Consider the following 21,396-nt stretch of genomic DNA (forward strand, 5'->3'; position numbering starts at 1 on the left):
TGGGCAAGAGAAGCTTCCCACACACACTTACCTCTGAGCGCTGCGTATACCATTATCATAATCGAGTTATTCTTTCTTTTCTTTATCGCCATAGAAAGGCATATCTAACTACTATGCAGGAATATCAAGAATTATCCCCATCGACTACTCAATCCGTATCCACAGCCGCTGATCCGCGCAAGGCACGCATGCTTACGCTCCTGGGCTTTGGCGCCATGGTGCTCGTCTGGGGATCTTTTCCCGTGGCAGCCAAAATTGGAACGGAGCACGTCCCGCCTCTGCTCTTCTCTGCGGTACGCTTCCTCCTGGCGTTTTTGCTCTTGCTCCTGGTCGCACGCTGGCGCCGGATAAGCCTCCGGATCACACGCACACAGCACTTGCGCATCTTTCAGACCTCGCTCTTTATGGTAGGCATACCTGCCGCTATTTTCTTTGCCTCGATCCCATACGCGCCAGCAGGCGCGCTTACCTTGATGTGGGCCACCGCGCCCCTCTTCGTCTCGCTCTTTAACTTCAGGGGGGTGGGAGAGGCGCGCGGCTGGCGTTTGCCTGTAAGCTTGCTTATTGGTATCGCGGGTATTTTGCTTGTGCTCCTGGGACGTGTTCCCTTTCTGCCCAACCAGGGGGCGAGCATACCTGGTTTCGCCATGAGTGGACCCGCGCTTATCGCGGAGCTAATGGTCCTGGCCTCGGCGGCGGTCTATGGCTTTGGAATGCTGCTTGCTAAGCGCTATAGTGCCGATGTGCCTGTGCTAGTTATGACGGCCTGGCAGGTCTTCTATAGTGGAGTTGTTATCTTACTGGCATCTCTCATCTTTGAGCATGGCGGTCCCTTCGCGCCCACCTGGGCAACCCTGGAGGCTCTACTCTATCTCGTGGTATTTTGTAGCTGCATTAGTTTCTTTCTGACCTTCTGGCTTATTCGACGGATCGGTGCGATCCGGACGGCTTACTCTGACTTTATCATTCCGGGTGTTACACTCCTCCTGTCATACTGGCTATTGGGGGAAGAGCTCTCGCCAGCCAAGCTTGGCGGCTTTCTCCTGGTTATGCTGGGGTGTGCTCTGGTTGAGAAGTAGCAAGGATTGGAGGCGCGTGCTACAATCATTCTGCGATCTCCTAGCGAAAATCTGAGCGCGAAGCCCTAGCCACCCCCCATTCGGGGGCGCGGCGAGAGTAACGCGTGCCCCCGAATGGGGGGGGTGGTTTTCGTATACAAACACTTGCTGTATTGAACAAACTTTATCCAGCAAAAATCTGCATGCAAGCGAATGTGAGTTACAATTTTGTGAAAAAGAGAGCCTTCTTCCTGCGGCGCGCCCTCCTGGTAATATGTATCGTTGTACTTTTAGCATTACTGGCCCCTGTGCGCCGCGTACTCTACTATAATTCCTTTGTACAGGCACCTTGTGTCATTACCGCTAAATCCCTGCTCACCATTCGGGAGAGCAAGAGCAACAGTCGGGAGAGCAAGAGTAACGGAGATGCGGGCGTGTATGGAAGTTACCGCCCTCAGTTCTCCTACACCCTGACCCTTCCTGGAGGACAGCAGGTTCGCACGAAGGGCTTTGAGGGGCCAGATATCCTGGTCTACAGTACGAAAGAGGCTGTCCAGCATATTCTGGATCGCTACCGTGTTGGCGAGAAGAAGAGTTGCTGGTATGATCCGGCTGATCCCCAGCGTGCGCTGCTGGTCTTTCAGGGCTTTACCTTTGGGCAGATCTTGTCCAGTTTTGCCTTCTTTTTCCTGGCCTTTCTGATCTTTGTTCCCGCGCTGGCCTACTGCCTGGAGTGGCAGCTCTGGCGTTATATTGTGCTGCGCACACGTGGCGTGCTGACGCGCGGCATCGTTGTCAATCGTGTTGAGCAACGCCGGCGCGACTTTACTATTAATGTGTACACGGTGCTTTACCGCACGGGTGAAAATCAGCAAGAGGGGGTCGCGCGTCATATCCAACTTATGGCACCTCCTATTGAGCGGCATAGTCTCCCTGATCTGTATAATATTTTTGTCTGCTACGATCCGCGCCAGCCTATGTATGATCGTTGTGGGAAGTTTCCGCGTCTCTATCGCATTATTCCAGGTGTGGTTGGTTCGCTCTTTTTTCTGGGGTTGACGCTTGTGTTTATGTATGAGGCGCTCTTTAATCTCTACTGGATATGAGATTTCTCTCCGCCTGCGGCGCTTCGCAAGAATAAAAGTAAGTGGTGGAGATCCAGCGTCCGGCAGAGCCGGACGCTGGATCTCCACCACTTACACAGGTGTTTGGGATCGCACAGGTGTTTGGGATTACATGGGTGTTTGGGATCGCACGGGTGTTTGGGATTACATGGGTGTTTGGGATCGCACGGGTGTTTGGGATTACATGGGTGTTTGGGCCTTTGTTATTTGAAGCTAGAGAGAGGATGGTTGGAGAATGGTTAGTCCGGAACAGTTGGTTGCGAGGGCGCGTGAGGCGGCTCGCAATGCGCATGTGCCTTATTCGCATTTTCATGTGGGGGCAGCGGTGGTGGCCGACGGACGTGTGTATACGGGTGTGAATATTGAGAGTGCCAGTTATGGACTGACGCTCTGTGCGGAGCGGTCGGCGCTGGCTTCGGCGATTTCGGCGGGGGATAAGCAGGTGAGCGAGATCGCGGTGGCCTGCGTTGATGCGCCTGATGGCGCGCCCCTGAATATGCGTACGCCCTGTGGGGCCTGTCGCCAGTGGATGATTGACCTGGCTCCAGATGCGGTTATTCATATCGATGGCGGGACGGATGAGCAGGGGAAGCCAGTTATTCATAGTATGCATGTGCGTGATCTCCTTCCTAATGCCTTCCAGCTCTAATGGCGCTTGACTTCTCGCGCCTGCGGCGCTCGCCAGAACTAGGGAGGTATGGTGTGCCATGGCTGCCGCAGGCAGCCATGGCACACCATACCTCCTACTGGACGTAATTTGCACACGGCAGTTGCGGCACACCATACCTCCTACTGGACGTAATTTGCACACGGCAGTTGCGGTACTCCATATCTTCTGCTGGGTGTAGTTTGCATATGGCAGTTGCGGTACTCCATATCTTCTGCTGGGTGTAGTTTGCATATGGCAGTTGCGGTACGTCGCACCTCTTGCCGGATATAAGTTATACATGGCTTTGCTGATGCAAGTGTGCTTTTTATTGGTTTGTTTTAGTCCATTCTACTTATTTGCCTCTTGTGTGAATTTTGTGTGAACTTCCCTTGACAGGCATTCTATTCTTGTGTACTCTATAGTTTACCAGTAGCATCTTGGTAGATGTATGCACCCTTTATACCTGAGTTTGTAGCGTGAACTCCTAGTGCGAAAACTCTAGTTCTCGCTCTGAGGTGCATCTATGTGGTTTGGCGCACAGGCGCACAAGTACCACAATGGTCTCCTGACAACTTATCCCGGGTTCTGGCTCGGGTTCTCTTCCTGTTTTCTACGAGCACCAGGTCCGCGCAGGGACATACGGTGCAGAGACGGCAGTTTCCTTTCCTCATTCCTAATTTTCCTGAGTCTGAAGCTTTATCACCACCTGTTCGCGCATTGTTCCGATTACTTTATTTTCGGCGCACAACTGGCCCGCACAAGCAAGCATACATGCAATCTTTCTCACTAAACGGGCCTTCTGCGTGGGAAAAAGCTATTGTTCGCGCACAACTGTACCGTGAGCCTTGAATTGGGGCAGCAGGGTAGGTGCTCCCAATAGTCGGTTTACAGAACGAGTAGTGCATCCATGCATCTAATGGTGTTTCGCTACCGGGTCGTAGACCTGGATACTAGCAAGCTCAGGAAGGAGCCTACCATGGCGCATCAGTTTACACTTGGCGTCGAAGAAGAGTTCCAGATGGTCGATAAACATACGGGCCAGCTTGCCTCGCATATTCATGCCATCATGGACAAAAGCGCCCCTTTGCTCGGCGAACACATTAAGGCAGAGATGTTGCAGTCGGCAGTGGAGCTGATTACGAATGTCTGCTCCGACATTACGACGCTGCGTCTCGATCTCCAAAACCTGCGCACCCAGCTTATTAACCTGGTTGAGTCCGAGGGACTGGCTCTGATTAGCTCGGGGACGCATCCAACGGCGCACTGGAAGGACCAGGAGCGCACGCATAATCCACGCTACGAGGAACTTGAAGAGGAATACCAGGATGTGGGGCGCTCGATTCTGATCTTTGGTCTGCATGCGCATGTGGGGGTCGAGAGCCAGGAGGTTGCGATCTCGCTTTTGAACCAGTTGCGCACCTGGATACCTCACCTTCTGGCCATCTCTTCTAACTCGCCCTTCTGGGCCGGGCGTCATACAGGCCTCAAATCGTATCGCTCTATCGTCTGGAAGCGCTTCCCGCGCTCTGGCGTTCCTATGCTCTTCAACTCTTATCGCGATTTTGATGGCTATGTACAGGGGCTTATCAATACTGGCTGTATCGATAACGGTAAGCGCATCTGGTGGGATGTGCGCCCGCATCCCTTCTTCAATACAGTCGAGTTTCGGATCGCGGATATGCCCGCGACCCTTGAGGATACGCTGGCTATGACGGCCTTTGTTCAGGCCCTGGTGGCTAAGCTCTCCTGGATGCATAAACGCAATCTGACTACGCATGCTCTGCCCGCGCACTTCATTGAAGAAAACAAGTGGAAGGCTAGCCGGTACGGACTGGATGCTGAGTACGTCGATTTTGTGCAACAGCGCCGCATGACTATGCGCGAGTCGATTGGCGAGACGCTTGATTTTGTCGATGATGTGCTGGATGACCTGGGGAGCCGCCGCGAGATTAACTATCTGCGTACGCTCCTGGATGATCCGCGCGGTACCGGGGCCGATAGGCAGCTCGCGGTCTATAAGGAGACGGGGAGTCTGTATGCTGTGACTCACTACCTTATGCGTCAGGTACATGAGAGTTCGTCGCTTAATAATCATCGTTCCTGGTGAGTGATGGGTAGGGAAATTGTTTTTGCCTTGCGGTTGTCTAAAGCGCGGTTGGCGCGACGTGGGACCTGGCGACCGTAGGTGGTTCGCCAGGTCCCACGTCGCCCCCCCAATCTTCCTCTTCATTAGTTTTCTCCTTTCTTTGTGTGGTGTGGTTTTGTTTTTTGCCGCCTGCGGCGGCAAAAAACAAATTAAAAAGGGGGGTTCTGGGGACACCCCAGACCCCGGCAGGGAGGACTTCGTCCCCCTGCACCCCCTTTTCGGGGGACCACCAGATCCTGGCAGGGGGGATTTCGTCCTTCTGCATCGCCTTATTCGGGGGACCATCAGACCCTGGCAGGGGGGATTTTGTCGCCCTGCACTCCCTTTTTCGGGGGGACCACCAGATCCTGGCAGGGGGATTTCGTCCTTCTGCATCGCCTTATTCGGGGACCATCAGACCCTGGCAGGGGGGATTTCGTCGCCCTGCACTCCCTTTTTCGGGGGGACCACCAGATCCTGGCAGGGGGGATTTCGTCCTTCTGCATCGCCTTATGTGAAGGGGATATAATAGGGGGGAGCCGTGGGGCTTGGGAGAAGATGGTGGTGTGATTTTTTGACATGGTCTTCTCTACTTTTGAGGGGAACGGTGTTGTTTCCAGATGACCGATGAGGGAGTGAATAAGAAATGGTTAGAGAAATGGTTCATGAGCCGGGTAGGGGGCGCGAGTTGAGTACGTATGAGCGTTATCTGCGTACGAATGAGTTGCTTGCGCTGCAGAAGGCGGAGGGGGAGCTGGCTCATCATGATGAGTTGCAGTTCCAGGTTGTACACCAGGTTTTTGAGCTGTGGTGGAAGGAGAGTGCTTTTGAGCTGCGGACAATTCGCACGCTTCTGGGCAAAGGCGATCTGCCCTATGCCATTCGCTTGATGCAGCGGGTGATTCGTACGCAGCATTTGATGCTGGAGAATTTGCGGATGCTTGAAAGTATGACGCCCTGGGAGTTCCATGCGTTTCGCAAGGTACTTGAGGATGGGGCGGGTACGGATTCGCCTGGCTTCCATGCGCTGATGCGTCTCTCGCCTCTGCTGTGGGATGACTATAAGGCCCTGCTTGAGCGCGAGGGCGTGACGCTGATCGAGGTTCATACACAGCCGCAACATTATCCCCTCCTCCTGGCTATGGCCGAGGCGCTCATCGATTATGATGAGATCTTCCAGCTTTTCCGCACTCAGCATTTTAAGCTGGCGATACGGATGATTGGTCCGGGTTCGATGGGTACGGGTGGGACCTCTATGCAGGTCCTTGAGCGCACCCTGCGCGATGCCTTCTATCCTGAGTTATGGCAGGTGCGCAATGAGTTGACGGAGTTGGCAAATCAACAGGGTGAGCGGTAGTATCAAAAAATCACGTTATTCGGTATTACTGCGATAAATCTCCTTGTGCGCGATAAATCGGGCACCTATGGTGGGTGGAATGCGACGCGATCAATTTAGGTTATGTGTGGTGGGGTATTTGTCGACGCTTGGCGTCGACAAATACCCCACCACACATTTTTATTCTTCTGCTAAGGCGGTGAACATGTAGCAGTTGTAGGAGACGGCGCGTTCAAGGTCGGAGAGGCGAATGTGCTCGTTGGGTGAGTGGGCGGCGCTGCCCCAGTAGGCGGCGTTGCCGGGGGCCATCAGTCCGAGCAGGTTGACGTGCTTGCGCATGGAGCCGAGCAGGGGCAGGGTTCCCCCACCGAGGGGGGTGATGGAGACGGGTTTCTCCGCGTACTCCTCGGCGATATGAGCCACGCGTTGCGCGAAGGGATGGGCCAGGGGTGTCATGACGGGTTCGGCGTTGCCGAAGGTCGTGATACTGATGTCCTGGTAGCCGTGGGCGTCGAGATGGGCGCGCAGTTTGGCGACGATGTCGTCCGGGTCCTGCTCGGGGACGAGGCGGAAATCGATCTTGGCCATGGCCTTCGCTGGCAGGACAGTCTTGGTGCCCTCGCCTGTGTAGCCGCTCAGCAGGCCCGCGATATTGCAGGTTGGCGAGAATGCCTGGCGCTTGCGCAGTTCGATGCCGGTCAGGTTGTCATTGAAGGTCTCGACGGCGAAGGCTTTTTTGAGGAGTTCTTCGTGATCACCCTGGCTGGCTAGGGCCTCGATCTCGGCCTCACTGGGGGTCATGACGGCGTCATAGAAGCCGGGGATGAGGACTTTTCCTTCGGGGGTGCGTAGCGATGCCAGGGCTTGCACCAGGCGCCAGGCGGCGCTGGGCAGGATGGGGGCATTGCCTGAGTGCGCGTCCACGCCTACGCCCTGGACGTCGAGCTGGACATAGACCAGGCCTTTACAGCCAAGCACCAGGCTGGGGCGACCATCCTCATCGAATCCGGAACCTTCCCAGAGCGCGCCATCGCCCTGCAAGAGGTGGGCGTATTTCTGCGCGATCTCGTCGAAGTGGATGCTGCCGATCTCTTCTTCGCCCTCGATCATCCAGCGAATCGTGATGGGGAGTTCACCGTGGGCGGCACGCAGGGCACGGATAGCAGTCAGGCGGGCGGCGATCTCGGCTTTGTTGTCGGAGGAGCCGCGGGCGTAGAGCTTGCCATCGCGTATGGTTGGCTCAAAGGGTGGAGTATCCCATAGCTCCAGGGGTTCGGCGGGCTGGACGTCGTAGTGGTTGTAGAGCAAAAGGGTGAAGGGGCTGCGACCGCGAATTTCACCGAAGATGACGGGTGGGGCGTCGTCTACGGTCAGGCGTTGGATGCTGAAGCCGTTCTCTGCAAGCAGCGACTCTACGAGGTTCGCCATTTCTTCGACGCCGTCATTCTGGGCGGCGACGCTGCGTTGGCGGCAGAGGCGTTCCAGAAGGTGTTGGGCTTCGTCTTTGTGTTCGTCGAGATATGACTGGACGGCGTTTGATTGGAGTTTTTTTGTCATTAGATGGTTCCTTTCTTTTTGTTTGTGCCGCCTGCGGCGGCGCAAACAAATAAATAAATATATTTTTAACTGGGGACACCCCAGGCCCTGGCACTTCTCGCGCCTGCAGCCCTCGCTGTGGTTAATGGTGCGGCGCCAGGTCGGTGACCTGCGGTCACCGACCTGGCGCCGCATCATTAACCGCTTTTTTTAGTTAGGCGAGGTTTTGGAGGAAGCGGGCGACGGTGCGGATGCCGCGGTAGAATTGGGCGAGCGAGTATTTTTCGTTGGGGGCGTGGAGGTTGTCGTCGGGGAGGCCGAAGCCCATGAGGACGACGGGGACGTGCAGGATTTCGTTGAAGAGGGCTGCGACCGGGATCGAGCCGCCTTCGCGGAGGTAGATGGGTTCTTTGCCGTAGGTCTCTTTGAGAGCCTGAGTGGCGGCGACCATGGCGGGGTTGTCCAGGTCGACGACGAGGCCTTCGCCGCCGTGCAGGTTGCGTACGGTGACGTTGACGCCTTCGGGGGCTGCGTTGTGGACGGCCTTCTCAAAAAGGCGGAAGATCTCTTTAGAGATGAGGTCGGGCGGGAGGCGCAGGCTGATTTTGGCTTTGGCGACGGCCGGGATGACCGTTTTGGCGCCCTCGCCGATGAAGCCGCCAGCGATGCCGTGGACCTCTAGCGTGGGGCGCGCGCTGATGCGCTCCAGGGGTGGGTGTTCCACCTCGCCAACGAGTTGCGAGACGCCCATTTCCTCGCGCAGGGCCTCGGCGAAGTTCAGGGGGTCCTTCTCCCAGAAGTCGCGCTCGACCTGGGCAGCGGGGCGTAGTTTGTCGTAGAGACCGGGGATATGGATGTGTCCCTGCTCGTCCTTCAGTTTGCTGATGATGATGGCCAGGGCGTGCAGGGGGTTGGGGGCGATGCCGCCATAGGTGCCTGAGTGCAGGTCGCGCCTGGCACCCTGAACTTCGACCTCAGTATAGATGATGCCACGCAGGCCTGTGATCAGGGCCGGGGTCTCGGGTCCGGGCATGTGGGTGTCGCAGATGAAGGCGGCATCGCAGCCCAGAGGTTCGGGAGTGGTACGCACATAGTGCTCGATGGATTCGCCGCCAGCCTCTTCCTCGCCCTCGATGAGGACCTTCACGTTTACGGGCAGCTTGCCATCGACGGCCATGAGAGACTCCAGGGCTTTAAAGACGAGCATGGTCTGCCCTTTGTCGTCGCAGGCGCCACGGCAATAGATGTTGCCATTGCGGATGGTTGGCTCGAAGGGGGGCGTATCCCAGAGTTCCACGGGATCGACGGGTTGGACGTCATAGTGTCCATAAATAAGCACAGTAGGCTTGCCAGGGGCATTGAGCCATTCTCCATAGACGAGGGGATGGCCCTGGGTCGCGATGACCTCTACTTTGTCGAAACCAATGCGCTGCAGATCGCGGGCGGCGTATTCGGCGGCGGCGCGAACATCACCTGCATGCTCTGGCAGGGTGCTGATGCTGGGGATGCGCAGCCAGCCCTTTAAGTCGTCGAGGAAGCGCTCCTCGTGTTCGGTAATATATGTTTCTAACTGTGTCATAAAACGAGTAGACCCTTTCTATTTTTCAAGTTTTATTCGCCCAAGCCATATTCTCAGAAAAGGATTTTTTTTCATCCTATCAGCTAAGGAGGGGGGTTGTCCAGTGGCGGCTACTTGCGTACACGGCTACTGCTAGGTGAGCGAGGTCTTCGGGGCATCCACGCCCATGCAGGGGGGGACCAAGGGAGCCAGTAGCACGTCCAGGCAGATGGGGCAGGGAAGCGTTGCCAGGATACCCAAGCACAGGCAGATGGGGCATGGGAGTGCTTCTGATGTATATATGTGATGCATGCTTTTTGGACGAAAACCTTGCATAGCTCACTAAGGCTCGCGTAATATAGGGAGACATCCCCTTTCACCAATGGGCGAACACATATTCCTTTGAATGAATGAAGATCACTGAAAGAAAAGATAGGATGGGATGAGCCGAGCTATGCGTGAACCACCGAGGATTACCGAGGAAGACCTTCGTGCCTGTTTGCAGGACCAGTATGATCTGAGCCCCATCACGCTGACGTTTCTTCCCCTGGGACATGATTACGATGCCGGGATATATCGTGTGGAAGGCGAGCAGGGAACAGTCTATGCGCTCAAGGTCACGACGAGATCGCTCTACGAACCACGATGTCTGGTTCCTCGCTATCTCAACGATCAGGGGATTGCATCGGTCGTGGCTCCCATTCCCACCCGCAGCAGTGCATTGTGGGCCCAGCTCTCGGATTGGACTGTGATCGTCTACCCCTGGATCTCCGGAGAGAGTAGCTTGACGGGGATGACGGACGAGCAGTGGAAGCAGGTGGGAACCATCTTCCAACGGATTCACCAGGTCATGCTGCCGCCTGGTGGCTTTGCGTCCTTGCGCAAGGAGACCTTTGATCCGACAGAGTATGTTCGATGGGTACGTGCCTTTGAAACCCAACACGCCCATGCTCAAGGCGGAGGTGCCTCACAGCGTGCGCTTCGCTCCGCCTGGGTGGCGCATCAGTCCACGATTCATACAGTGGTAACCTCCCTAGAAAAGCTGGCGGCGGTGCTCCAGTCGCGACCATTGTCCTGCGTCATCTGTCACGCCGACCTGCATGCAAGGAATCTGATCCGGAATCGAGCGGATCAGGTGTTCGTGATCGATTGGGATGAGGTGATGCTGGCCCCCAAAGAGCGCGATTTCATCTTTGTCAGGCCACCACACGCGGATGCGTTTTTTCAGGGCTATGGACAGGAGGAGATCGATTGGGTGGCCCTCACCTACTTCCTCTGGGAACGGGTCGTACAAGATCTGATCGAGTGTACCCACAACGTGTGTTTCAGGGATGATTGGGGAGAAGAGAGCAGGGCCGAGGCCGTCCAGTTGCTTGATGTGATCTTGGCAGAGGACAGGGGCCACATCGACGCTGCCTATCAAGCCTCGGCCCATCTCCCAAGAGATCTCACCGTTCACAGCGGGAAGGGTTCTTGATGAAACTTCTCCGATCCATCTGATTGATCCGCACACCAATGTAGCATGTTCGCGCCATTTCGATCGCGTTATGATGAGATACATGCATTTCGGGATTCGGGCGATAAATCGCCTTGCGCGCGATAAATGATTTTGCTGGAAAATGTTGTCCGAACGCGTTGCCTAAAGAGAAGAAACCATCACGCGGGATGGCTTCCCAAGCCGGTAGGGACCAGCTTTAGCGCGTCCGAACGCCATTTATGGCAGTGCGGCGCAAGCCTGGTTTGGCCAGTGAAGAAACGCCCTTTCACGCGACATAACGCAAGGAAAAGGAAAGGTTTGGGCTGCGCCCACGGGCGATTAATCTCCTTTGGACGCGGTCAACCGGGTCCCTACCGGGGGGAACAGGGTCAACCGGGGGAACAGGGTCATGCCCGGCGCACCAAACCATAACAAGGCACACCGGGCAGCGAGAGCGTGGGTCAGGATTTTTCGGGGGTGAGGAGGGTAGTGCGTTTGTCGCGGAGGAATTGGGCGATCTGGGCGGGCTCCTCTTTGCGGAGGGCCTGGGCTTTGATGTCAGCGAGGACGGTGCTCCACTGCTCTTTGGCGGTGAGGAAGCGGTTGTCGCGGGCGAGGAGTTCCTCGAAGATGTGGCGCTCGAGTTCGTGCCAGAGGGAGCGGTCGCGGCCGTCGAGGTCGCCTTCGTCGGGTTCGTAGTCCTGGTCGCTGGTGTGGTTGTCGATGCGGGCATGGAGAGGGTTGAAGTACTGGCGGAGCATCTCTTCCATGCGCGATATGTCGAGGGAACCGGCGTCGAAGGCGAGGGTGCCCGAGAGGGTGACCTGGACGACGGGGGGCTTCTCGGTCTGGGCGTAGGCAGGACCTTTGTCCTGGCAGTAGGATTCGAGGCGCAGGTAGATGTCTTCGGGCTCGTTGAGGCCGTCCACACGGATTTCGTGGCGCACGAAGGGGCGACGGGTGCTCTTGAGGCGTTCGGCGTGATGGATGCGCTCCTTCTTCTCCAGGTTGATGATGCGTCCGGGTTCGTCAGTATCGATCTCGACGTAGTAGTAGCCACGGTCCTCCCACTGGACCTCTTCGGCACTACAGGTCTCGGTGGAGCCGGGGTTGTAGATCCAGCCGTCGAATTCGTAGGGTTTGTGGACGTGGCCGAGGGCGAGATAGTCGACCTGGCCGCTGAGGGCCTGGAACTGGGCCATGGTGGGGAGGCCCTGGATGCGGGCAACCATACCATCGATGCCGGTGTGCATCATGAGCAGGCGGTAGGCGACGCCGGAGGCATCTTCATCGGCGCGGGCGTCCTGGAGGGAGTGCGACATGCCTTCGAGAGCGCGGGCGGTTGAGGAGCCAAGCCAGTGAATGCCATAGACACGCAGATTGCCGTCGAGCAGGTCGACGTAGGCACCGAGCATGTTTTGCTGGTCCCAGGGTTCGAGCTGGGGCATGCCGTCGACCATGCGCGGCTGGAGCAGGACGAGGTAGCCCTGGTAGCAGAGGAATTGCAGCCAGGAGGTGCCCTCGCGGTAGTAGCTGCGGTCGTGGTTGCCTTCGATGGCGATCACGGGGATGTTGGCGTCCTTGAGCTTCTTGAGGCCTTCTATGGCGTGGATGAGGGTCAAGGCGTCGATGGCTCGTTTGTTGAAGAGATCGCCAGCGATGACCATGAAGTCGACGCGGCGCTTGATGGCTTCGTCGACGAGTTCCCAAAAGGCCCATGTGAAGTCGTTGAAGCGTTCGCGGACGCCGTATTGTTCATAGCCCAGGTGGGTGTCCGCGCAGTGTATGAAGGACGCGCGCATAAGGGTTATGCCTTTCTTTTTTGATTTCTTGCGCCTGCGGCGCGCGCTATAAAAGAGAAGAAAAATTTTGTGGGGGGCACCCCACGCCTCGGCAGGAGGGAGACCCTCCTGCACCTCCCCTTCCAATAAATCGGAAAGAAAAACTTTGTGGGGACACCCCGCGCCCCGGCAGGAGGGAGACCCTCCTGCACCTCCCCTTTTCTACTACATGTGGACGGGGCCGGTCACGAAGGCGCGGACGGCGGCGGCGACGAGGATCAGGGCGGCGAGGCCGTAGATCAGGGCGTCAGTGCGTGGTTTTTTGCCGCTGGATGCGTAGGTGGTGGCGACGGGTATGGCGAAGATGACGATGGCTCCATAAACGTAGTGGAGGTAGTAGAGGTTGGAGCCGCCGCCGGGTTTGAGGCCCGTGGCTACCATGATGAGGCCGAGAAGGCCTTGTAGGGCGGCGAGGCCGACGGCGATGTACATGCCAATCGCCAGGGGCCGGGTGACGCCTGCTTTACGGAAATATTGCACGAAACTCCAGATCATGACGATGGCGCCTGAGAGAAAGATCAGGTATGGATTGTATTGATGAAGGGTTAGTACGAGTCCAGTCAAGGTTGTGTCTCCTCAAGGAATCTATTCTTTGCCTACCTGGTATAACCGGTAAGGGGTGTGTGCTGTGTTGTAATATAGCGCGAGTGGGGAGGAAAAACAAGTAAGAGATAGGAAAGAAGAGTGAAGGTGGACTGGCCGCGCCAGTCCACCTTCACTCTTCTTTCCTAGAATTTCTCGGCTTGGAGGACGGAGTGCATGTATTCGCGGAGGGCGGGGGCTAGCTCGGGGCGTTTGAGGGCGTAGGCGATGGAGGTCTTGAGCAGGCCGAGCGGGGTGCCGGTGTCGAAGCGCTCGCCGTCGAAGCGGAGGCCGTAGCAGCGGCCGGCTTCGGCCTGGCGCTGCAGGGCGTCGGTGAGTTGGATCTCGCCGCCTTTGCCGGGTCGGGTCTGCTCTAGAAGTTCGAAGATGTCGGGCGAGAGGACATAGCGACCGGCGACGGCCAGGTTGGAGGGGGCCTCTTCGGGGTCGGGCTTCTCGACCATATGGGAGATTTTGATGAAGTTGTCTTCGCCCTTGGTGGTCTCGCCGGCGACGATACCAAAGGATGATATCTCTTCTTTGGGGACCTCGAAGAGGGAGATGACGCTGCTCTGGGTGCGCTCGAAGAGTTCGATCATGCGGGGTAGGCAGGGGGTTTCGGGGGCAACCAGGTCATCGCCGAGCATGACGACGAAGGGTTCGTTGCCAACGAGATGTTTGGCGCAGAGGACGGCATGGCCCAGGCCGTGCGCCTCTGGCTGGCGGACGGCGGCGAAGGAGGCCAGGGTCTGTACACGGCGCAGCTCCTCTAGTTCTTTGAGCTTGCCTTTGCGCTCAAGGGTGCGCTCAAGGTCGGGGAAGGAGTCAAAATGGTCTTCAATGCTGCGCTTACTGGAGCTGGTGACAAAAATAATCTCTTCAATTCCAGCGGCCACGGCCTCTTCTACGATGTATTGTAACGTCGGTCGATCGACGAGGGGTAACATCTCTTTGGGAATAACTTTACTTGCTGGCAGAACACGAGTGCCTAGACCAGCTACCGGCAGTACGGCTTTACGAATGCTCATCGGTCCTCCTGATAATAAGAGCACAGAAGTGACGCCTTACTATCTGGCGCTCGACTTCTCTTTTACTATTGTAGTGTATGTACTTACGGTTGGTCAATCTGTGCCAAAGGTGATGGGGGTGACGACGCTGCTGAAGCACGCGTCTTCATATAATGGTACGGGGCATTGTGAGGGGGAACGAGGTTTACATTGCCCACATCGTGCCCCTCACGTGAGGGCTAGCTGGGGAAGTGGAGGATGAAGAGTCCGGCGATGTAGAGGATGAAGGTGATGGTGTATATTTGGGAAGCCCAGAGGGTGAGGCGGTCGCGGGCCTGCCAGCCGTAGAGGAGCATGGCCAGGACGAGGCCGGTTGAGAGGCGGCCGGCGGAGACGAGTTCCTCATATGAGGCGATGGACATGAAGATGGTCAGGGCCAGGTTCAGGCCCCAGATGAGCCAGGTGCAGTCTCCCCAGCGGCGCAGGAGGGTGGCGCGGGCGAAGGCAATGATGCTGAGCACGGTGGGGATAAGCATCAGGATGACGAGTGGGGGGAAGCGGTTATGGTCCTGGTAGAAGACAAATAGTCCGCGAAAGGGTATGCGCTCGAAGGGAGGGGCATAGCCCAGGCCGGTGCGCCCAAAGATGACGACGATCAGGCCGTACCAGAGTACGGTGGGGAGGAGTGAGATGAGGGCGAAGCGTATGCTTTCCCACCAGCGGCGGCGCCAGAAGAGGAGCGCGATATAACCCAGGGGGAAGAGGACGGCGGTTTCGCGTGCGAGGACGGCCAGGCTCATGCAAAGGGCGGCTGTACGGGTGCGTTTCCATTCTAGCGAGAGCAGGCCGAGGCAGATCAAGAAATAGGTCAGGGGTTCGGTTGTATCGAAGATAAAGGCGGTGGTCTGGCCGAAGTAGAGGCCCAGGGCCAGGCTATACCAGGGCGAGAGCTTGCGCCGCTTGAGCAGATAGGCCGCGATCTCTACGCTGCCCACAATTGAGACAAAGTTGATGAGTAGCATGGCATATGGGACCAGGGCTTTCTGTCCCAGGCTGAGCAGCGCCGTCAAGAGGGGATAGATAATGCGTTGATAGCGGTATGAGGGATCATCAATATGCGCCGACGCGTGCTGGGGGTCGGTCACCATATAATAGAAAAACTGGCCATCGTAGCCGGCGCTTCCATGAGCTACATGCTGCGAAAAGACTGTACCGATATGCACATAATGCAAGGCGTCATACTGCTTATATATGCTAAGTGCCACGATGAAGACCAGGTAGAGCAACGCTGTAACCAGCGAAGGTCTGATAAGAAATGCCAGGAGGCGCCTGGGCCCTGCCTGTCCATTCCCCTGCTGAATCAGTTCGTCTGAAGACGCCGTCTGTGTGCCTGTACTCATGAAATAACCTGCTTCCTCTTAGCAATATTAGGAAAAAGTCTAGCAGAACCGTTTGAAAATGGCAAGAACAATGCTTTGGCGGGGTGGTGACTTATTCGTGAGTATTTGCAGAGTAAAGATTTATTGGTTCTTGATATTTTCTTGAAACCTCAGCTTTATAATCGAGAGTGTCGGTGGAAAAACAAGTAGGCAGAGAAATAAGTTCCCGGGCGACAAGCTTATTCCGCGCATATGTTTATGCTCTGCGAAAAGAGAATAGATAGAATTTTTGGAAATGAAGGAGCTAGCTGATGAATTGGAAAAAGCAGGCACGGCGCTTGAGCCTTCTTCTCGTCTTGAGCGCGTTGCTGATTCTCTCATGCACGCTGGTGGCGTGTGGAGGTAATGCTGGGGGTGCGAGCACAGGTACGACGACGACGACGAGCAGCACACAGACGACGTCTGATCAGTCTACGACGAGCGATAATGGCAGCGATGATCAGCAGATTCAGAACCTGATGCAATCGGCGAATGATACGTCTCCAGATAACAATGGTAGTTCGCATGGCAGCGATGATGGGTTTATTCCCTAAGCGGGCCCGCTACTTGCGTACGCGGCTACTGTTGAGGCCAAGGGAGAGTAGGTGCGTGCATCCGTTCGAAAAGTTTTGAGGCTGCGCCTACAGGCGATGAATCGCCTTTGGACGCGCTAAAGCGGGTCCCTACCGGAATGGTGGCCAAGTTCATAGCCTATATTCACTCTGAAGGAGAGTTTTTGAGAAAGGATTCGGTAAAGATATGATCAGCCCAATGCAGTTTGTACGCCGGTTTTCGGGTCGTGTTGGTTTCGCGGTTGGTTTGGGGGTGCTCTCGTTGAGCATGGCGCTTCCGACACAGGCTTTCGCGGCCACGACGAATGTTGATGCCCAGAAGTGTGGGGCCAAGGATGTAAAGTGTGTGATTACCTTTGGGGATCAGCGCATCACTGAGCGCCTGACAGATCTCAGTGCCCTGGACACCAAGGTGCAGACCTTGCAGCAGAAGAAGCATATCGGCGAAGACGAGGCTGAGGCCCTGAAAAATGATGTGAGCACCAATAAGAATGGTCTCAATACGCTGAAGAGCAAGCTGGACGCCGAGAGCGATGCCCAGGCCGCGCGCCAGGATGTGAAGAACATTTATGAGCAGTTCCGCATCTATGCCGTTGTGCTACCACGCGATGAGCATAGGCTGCACCTTGACGTCGAGAAGACCCTCAACGATAAGCTCACGGATATGAAAACGAAGATCGAGACACGCATCGATAAAGCGCCCGCAGATAAGAAAGATCAGTTGAACAGCCTGTACAATGACTACAAGGCGCAGTTGACGGCGGTCGCGCCTCTGATTGATGGGGCGAAGGCCATCCTGCCTAACATGACCCCGGCAAACTTCAATACTAATCGCAGCGCCTATGAGGGGCGGCTCAACACACTGAAAAGCGATGAGAAGACCATCCAGAGCGACCTGCAAAAGGCCGCCAGCGATCTGAAGCAGATCAACCAGGCTCTTAAAAAGAAGTAATAAGCAAGGATAAAACAGTAGGGAGGGTCGCACATGTGCGACCCTCCCTACTGTTTTATCCTTGCTTAAGTTTAGTGGCCGATTTTTCGTAGTCGCGCTTTTCCTTTGCTCTTTAGATAACTTTTGGCTTCAAATATAATCTGTCATGTGTTATAACCTTATCAATGTATTTGTTTCTTTATGACAAGGATGGCATGATGAATACTTATGTTGAGCAGCCTGAGGCTGTTGCGGGTAAGACGAGGCGTGTGGTGGGGCGGGTGGCGTATATTTCGGCGGGACTCTGGATCGTGCGTTTGCTGGCTTTTTTTGTTCCGGCATTGCGGGATGCGAGTCCGAGTGGGGCGCCGTTGTTAAGCGAGCTATTTTGTGTGCTGGGGATCGCGACGCATATGACGTTGCTGCCTGTTGTGGATGCGTTGCCGGGTCCGAGATGGGGGAAGGCGGCGGGCTATGGCTGGATCGCGATTGACATGGCGACCGAGATCATGCAGTTGAATGGTGTGCCACATGCGACGTATATCGCGTTGAAGTATGGTGGGCATATTTCGGCGGCGGTCTGGTTCGCCACGGCCTCCTGGAGACAGAAGGGGACGATGCGCGTTGTGGGGCTGCTCCTGGCTCTGGTGCTGGGTGGCTACTCTTTTGTCGCGCCGTTTGATCCGACGCATTTTATCGGGCTGCTGCCCTCGTTGGTTTTGATTCCGACGTGGATTATCCTGGCGGGACGTGAAATCACCAGAGAGAGGCGAGTCAAGGCTGACGTGGCTGTGGAGTAGTTGGTATATACAATATGAAGGCATGGCGTCAACGTGTTTCACGGCATCACCTGATTTCCTACCCGCTGATTCGTGGGAAATTGGAGGGTTATGGTGGTGCCTTGATTGGGGGTGCTGGTGAGGGTGATGGTGCCGCCGTGGGCGTGGACCAGCCCCTGGGCGATGGAGAGGCCCAGGCCGCTACCACTCTGGGCGGTGGTGCGTGTGCGGGCTTGATCGACGCGGTAGAAGCGATCAAAGATGTGGGGGAGAGCTGAGGCAGGAATGCCAAGGCCGGTATCGGTGATCTCTATAAAGGCCAGGGAGCAATCCTCGCATTGTTTACCCAGAGCGCGCAGAGTGATATCTCCACCAGGAGGGGTAAACTTGATGGCATTCTCAATGAGGTTGAGGAAGACACGACGCAACTGGTCGCTATCGCCTTCAATGGAGAGGGGTTGTTTGGGCAGATCAAGAGTAATATGCTGACCTTGAGCTAGAATATCGGCCTGTTCTTTTACATTGGTCAGGAGTTGGCAGAGATCGATGTGGGTCTTTCTGAGTTTCACCTGGCCTTCGTCCAGGCGAGAGAGTACGAGCAGGTCGGCGACCAGGCGTTGCATACGCTCGACCTCGTTGTACATACCAAGCATCAGGCGGCGTTTAGCCACCGCGTCACCATTGTCGGCTTCCAGCAACAGCATCTCCAGGCTTCCTCCCAGGCCCGTTAGCGGGGTACGTAGCTCATGAGAGACATCGGCCACAAATTGTTTTTGGCGCGCAAACATGTGCTCCAGGCGGATGACCATACTATTGAAGGCCGTGGCCAGGCGGCCAAGCTCGTCCTGGGTTGGGGGTTCGGAGAGGCGCTGAGTGAGATCGCCACCGGCGATACGCATACTGGCGCGCTCGATTTCGGCCAGGGGGCGCAGGGCGTGGCGAATCAGGGGTAGCGTCAAAAGGGCAGCCACAAGGAGTCCGATGGTGATGGCGATAAGGAGGAGCAGGCGTGTGGAGGAGACGGCGCTATCGATAACGGTGGTCGAGCTTTGAAGTTGAAGGATGCCCCCAGCATAGGCCATGCTTTGCTTATCCGCCACTATAAAAATATTATAGCAGGCAACCAGTTGGCGCTGTCCATTGGGGAGAGTCATAAGCATGCTGGCGTGGCCCTGTTTATGCACCTGCTGTAGTAGCTCCTGCTCCTGCTCGGAGCTAAAGATGGTGGCAGAAAATTTCCCCTTGTCACTTTGAGCCAGGGGATGACCATCAAGAGAGAGAATGGTCACGAGGGTACTTTTATCGACAAGGCTTTGCGCTTTCGAGGCGATTTCACGCGCCCGGTTCAGTGAGAGGGGCAGAGGATTGGAAAGGGTGTTAGTTGGGACACCTGAGGCATTGATCAGAATGCTCGCCTGAGTGTTAAGCGTGCTAAGCTGGTTGGAGAGGAGCACCTGCTCCTCGGCGCTTGAAACGACAATGCCCATCGTAATCAAGATCAGCGCCAGCAGGCCAAAGGAGACGAGAGCCACACGCCAGCGCAGGGGAAGGCGATTGAGCCAGAGAGAGAGCCAGGAGAAGCGGCGCATAGGATCACCTCAGTTTTTCACTTCACGTAGGACATAGCCAACGCCACGCACGGTTTGCAGTAGTTGGGGAGGGAGATCCTGGAGTTTCTCCCGCAGGTGTTTGACATAAACCTCGATGACGTTATCATCACCGACATAGTTATAGCCCCAGATGCGCGCCAGGATGGCGTTGCGCGTCAGCACCTGGCGGGGATGAGAGAGAAATAGCTCAAGAAGCTCAAACTCGCGCGGAGTCAGCTCTATTTCGCGCGCACCACGGCGTACGACACGGGTGGTGCGATTGAGGGTAATATCTTGAAAGACCAGCACATTGCCAAGCTGCAAGCCGCGTCGTCGAAGGACTGCCCGTACACGGGCCAGGAGTTCTTTGAAGGCAAAGGGCTTGGTCACATAATCATCGGCCCCTAGCTCAAGGCCAGTTACGCGATCCTCCACCTCCTCGCGCGCTGTCAGCATGATAATGGCGGTATTGTAGGCACCATGAATTTGTTGCGCAACGGCCATACCATCCAGGCCGGGGAGCATAAGGTCAAGGATTACAATATCTGGCTTGTGTCTTTCCACGGCTTGCAGGGCCTCGTGGCCGGTCATGGATACATGCACAGTAAAGCCCTCATACTCGAAGCCCATGCGCAGAAACTCAATAATCTGCCGCTCATCATCGACGAGCAAGATGGTAGGCATGTGCTCTTGTGCTTCGGGAGAAGATACCATATGGCCTCGTTCTTTGTAAGGTGAGTGACGACGCTGCTAAAGCACGCGTCTACATATCATGGGACGTTTGGCGGCGTGGCGTAGCCACGCCGCCATATCCCCTTTCCCCGGGTTGAAGCACCGCAGGTACTGAGGTGTGACACATAAAACAACGCTTTTACTTGCTGGACTGCTTGCAGGCTGGAGTATCCGAAGGAGGTGGGCCAACGGTCAGTTGCTGGGCATCCAGTGAACCATTGCTAGCTAGCTTACCATCTGCCATGATAAAATCGCCAACCTTCAATTCGCTCAGGGAGATCGAGTGGCCAGCGATTTTGCTCGCGAACTCGGTACTGGTACTAGTATTGACGGTATAGGTCTTGCCATTATTAAAACCGCTCACCGTAAGCGTTGCCCCGTGGATCGCGGTAATGCGTCCCACGATGCCGGTCTGGTTGGTCGTGGCCGAGCCAGCAAGCTTCTCAAGCTTCTGCTTATCGCCCTCGGAAGAGGGCTTTTTCTCACTGGAGGAGGGAGGCAGTCCAATCTTGATGGATTTGGCTGTCAGAGTCTTCTCAGCATTATAGGTGCCAGAGGCCTGGATAAAGTCACCAACCTTCAAATCTTGAGATGAGATGGCCTTGTCCGCCAGCTTGCTCCCATACTCTGTAGTAGAGGTTGTGGTGACCGAGACAGTCGCCCCATTGTCATAGCGACGTAGAGTCAGCGAAGAGCCGTTAATGGCGGTAATCGTGCCGAGCACATTTGCGACATTGGGATCGGGCTGCTTCCCCGGATTGCACTTGGAGAGATCAACCAGGTTTGTGTTAGCTAGAAGAGAAGCATTGGTAGAGGCCTGAGCCGTGTGCATAAAGATGCCGCCAGCGACGAAGGACGCGAGCATCAGGCATGTGCCCACCAGGGCATAGAGATGAACTGGTTTAAAGCGAGGCGAGCGCGGACTAATCTTGTCGAGAGACGTACTGTTCTCGACCTCAGGGTTTCTTTCCTCTGACATAGGATAGTATTTCCTCCTTGATATGTTTACAGACAAGAGAACAGGTGTGGTCTTGCCTTCGAGAGCTAGCATAGCAAGCTGGATTGAAATATCAGGAGGTTTT

Annotated in this window: 20 protein-coding genes; 9 read left to right on the forward strand and 11 right to left on the reverse strand. The window is 56.0% G+C overall.

All coding sequences use genetic code 11. The annotated features are described in order from the left end of the window. Positions 1 to 113 precede the first annotated feature (113 nt). The 4 genes from KRAC_RS26530 to KRAC_RS26545 all read left to right on the forward strand — a co-directional run bounded on the left by KRAC_RS26530 (position 114) and on the right by KRAC_RS26545 (position 4,938). Complete coding sequence (locus KRAC_RS26530; RefSeq protein WP_040444184.1) at positions 114 to 1,079, forward strand: DMT family transporter; 966 nt, start codon at positions 114 to 116, stop codon at positions 1,077 to 1,079. 182 nt (positions 1,080 to 1,261) lie between these two features. Beyond that, complete coding sequence (locus tag KRAC_RS26535) at positions 1,262 to 2,164, forward strand: DUF3592 domain-containing protein (RefSeq protein ID WP_040444185.1); 903 nt, start codon at positions 1,262 to 1,264, stop codon at positions 2,162 to 2,164. 253 nt (positions 2,165 to 2,417) lie between these two features. Then, the gene (locus KRAC_RS26540; RefSeq protein WP_007912560.1) at positions 2,418 to 2,831 is read left to right on the forward strand and encodes a cytidine deaminase; all 414 of its coding nucleotides are present in this window, start codon (positions 2,418 to 2,420) and stop codon (positions 2,829 to 2,831) included. A 976-nt stretch (positions 2,832 to 3,807) separates the two neighbouring features. Beyond that, entirely contained in the window at positions 3,808 to 4,938 is a 1,131-nt protein-coding gene (locus KRAC_RS26545) for a carboxylate-amine ligase (RefSeq protein ID WP_075164355.1), read from the forward strand. Between the two features lie 37 nt (positions 4,939 to 4,975). Here KRAC_RS26545 and KRAC_RS26550 read toward each other — a convergent pair whose 3' ends face one another. Beyond that, entirely contained in the window at positions 4,976 to 5,242 is a 267-nt protein-coding gene (locus KRAC_RS26550) for a hypothetical protein (RefSeq protein ID WP_007912570.1), read from the reverse strand. 360 nt (positions 5,243 to 5,602) lie between these two features. Here KRAC_RS26550 and KRAC_RS26555 point away from each other — a divergent pair, with 360 nt between their 5' ends. Beyond that, positions 5,603 to 6,313 (forward strand): tryptophan 2,3-dioxygenase family protein, encoded by a 711-nt coding sequence (locus KRAC_RS26555; RefSeq protein ID WP_007912573.1) that lies wholly within the window; start codon positions 5,603 to 5,605, stop codon positions 6,311 to 6,313. A gap of 159 nt (positions 6,314 to 6,472) precedes the next feature. Here KRAC_RS26555 and KRAC_RS26560 read toward each other — a convergent pair whose 3' ends face one another. The 3 genes from KRAC_RS26560 to KRAC_RS73860 all read right to left on the reverse strand — a co-directional run bounded on the left by KRAC_RS26560 (position 6,473) and on the right by KRAC_RS73860 (position 9,666). After that, complete coding sequence (locus tag KRAC_RS26560) at positions 6,473 to 7,849, reverse strand: M20/M25/M40 family metallo-hydrolase (RefSeq protein ID WP_007912575.1); 1,377 nt, start codon at positions 7,847 to 7,849, stop codon at positions 6,473 to 6,475. A 193-nt stretch (positions 7,850 to 8,042) separates the two neighbouring features. Continuing rightward, a complete protein-coding gene (locus KRAC_RS26565; RefSeq protein ID WP_007912576.1) occupies positions 8,043 to 9,407 on the reverse strand; it encodes a dipeptidase in 1,365 nt (454 codons plus the stop codon). A gap of 79 nt (positions 9,408 to 9,486) precedes the next feature. Next, positions 9,487 to 9,666 (reverse strand): hypothetical protein, encoded by a 180-nt coding sequence (locus KRAC_RS73860; protein WP_169460944.1) that lies wholly within the window; start codon positions 9,664 to 9,666, stop codon positions 9,487 to 9,489. A gap of 174 nt (positions 9,667 to 9,840) precedes the next feature. On the opposite strand from KRAC_RS73860, the gene KRAC_RS26570 reads away from it, so the two are divergent. Beyond that, positions 9,841 to 10,863 (forward strand): phosphotransferase enzyme family protein, encoded by a 1,023-nt coding sequence (locus KRAC_RS26570; protein ID WP_007912577.1) that lies wholly within the window; start codon positions 9,841 to 9,843, stop codon positions 10,861 to 10,863. A 461-nt stretch (positions 10,864 to 11,324) separates the two neighbouring features. Here KRAC_RS26570 and KRAC_RS26575 read toward each other — a convergent pair whose 3' ends face one another. The 4 genes from KRAC_RS26575 to KRAC_RS26590 all read right to left on the reverse strand — a co-directional run bounded on the left by KRAC_RS26575 (position 11,325) and on the right by KRAC_RS26590 (position 15,693). Then, a complete protein-coding gene (locus KRAC_RS26575) occupies positions 11,325 to 12,665 on the reverse strand; it encodes a metallophosphoesterase family protein (protein WP_007912579.1) in 1,341 nt (446 codons plus the stop codon). 204 nt (positions 12,666 to 12,869) lie between these two features. Then, positions 12,870 to 13,268, reverse strand: coding sequence for a hypothetical protein (locus tag KRAC_RS26580; RefSeq protein ID WP_007912580.1), 399 nt, complete (start codon positions 13,266 to 13,268; stop codon positions 12,870 to 12,872). A 164-nt stretch (positions 13,269 to 13,432) separates the two neighbouring features. Continuing rightward, on the reverse strand, positions 13,433 to 14,314 hold the full coding sequence (gene galU / locus KRAC_RS26585; protein WP_007912585.1) for a UTP--glucose-1-phosphate uridylyltransferase GalU: 882 nt from the start codon (positions 14,312 to 14,314) through the stop codon (positions 13,433 to 13,435). Positions 14,315 to 14,532: 218 nt separating this feature from the next. Then, the gene (locus KRAC_RS26590; protein ID WP_007912587.1) at positions 14,533 to 15,693 is read right to left on the reverse strand and encodes an AZOBR_p60025 family cell surface glycopolymer formation protein; all 1,161 of its coding nucleotides are present in this window, start codon (positions 15,691 to 15,693) and stop codon (positions 14,533 to 14,535) included. A gap of 290 nt (positions 15,694 to 15,983) precedes the next feature. Between KRAC_RS26590 and KRAC_RS26595 the strand changes: the two genes are divergently transcribed. The 3 genes from KRAC_RS26595 (at position 15,984) to KRAC_RS62540 (ending at position 18,014) form a co-directional block, all read left to right on the forward strand. Then, positions 15,984 to 16,265, forward strand: a complete 282-nt coding sequence (locus KRAC_RS26595) for a hypothetical protein (protein ID WP_007912589.1) — start codon at positions 15,984 to 15,986, stop codon at positions 16,263 to 16,265. A gap of 205 nt (positions 16,266 to 16,470) precedes the next feature. Further along, complete coding sequence (locus KRAC_RS26600) at positions 16,471 to 17,235, forward strand: hypothetical protein (protein WP_007912591.1); 765 nt, start codon at positions 16,471 to 16,473, stop codon at positions 17,233 to 17,235. A gap of 194 nt (positions 17,236 to 17,429) precedes the next feature. Beyond that, positions 17,430 to 18,014, forward strand: a complete 585-nt coding sequence (locus KRAC_RS62540) for a hypothetical protein (protein WP_157507081.1) — start codon at positions 17,430 to 17,432, stop codon at positions 18,012 to 18,014. A 38-nt stretch (positions 18,015 to 18,052) separates the two neighbouring features. On the opposite strand, the gene KRAC_RS62545 is transcribed toward KRAC_RS62540, so the two are convergent. The 3 genes from KRAC_RS62545 to KRAC_RS26620 form a co-directional block, all read right to left on the reverse strand. Beyond that, on the reverse strand, positions 18,053 to 19,582 hold the full coding sequence (locus KRAC_RS62545) for a sensor histidine kinase (protein ID WP_007912595.1): 1,530 nt from the start codon (positions 19,580 to 19,582) through the stop codon (positions 18,053 to 18,055). Between the two features lie 9 nt (positions 19,583 to 19,591). Beyond that, positions 19,592 to 20,296: a response regulator transcription factor gene (locus tag KRAC_RS26615; RefSeq protein WP_007912597.1), complete on the reverse strand. Its 705-nt coding sequence runs from the start codon at positions 20,294 to 20,296 to the stop codon at positions 19,592 to 19,594. Between the two features lie 157 nt (positions 20,297 to 20,453). Then, a complete protein-coding gene (locus KRAC_RS26620; protein ID WP_007912598.1) occupies positions 20,454 to 21,293 on the reverse strand; it encodes a DUF5666 domain-containing protein in 840 nt (279 codons plus the stop codon). Between the last annotated feature and the right edge of the window lie 103 nt (positions 21,294 to 21,396).

The sequence above is a fragment of the Ktedonobacter racemifer DSM 44963 genome (assembly GCF_000178855.1).
Taxonomy (GTDB): domain Bacteria; phylum Chloroflexota; class Ktedonobacteria; order Ktedonobacterales; family Ktedonobacteraceae; genus Ktedonobacter; species Ktedonobacter racemifer.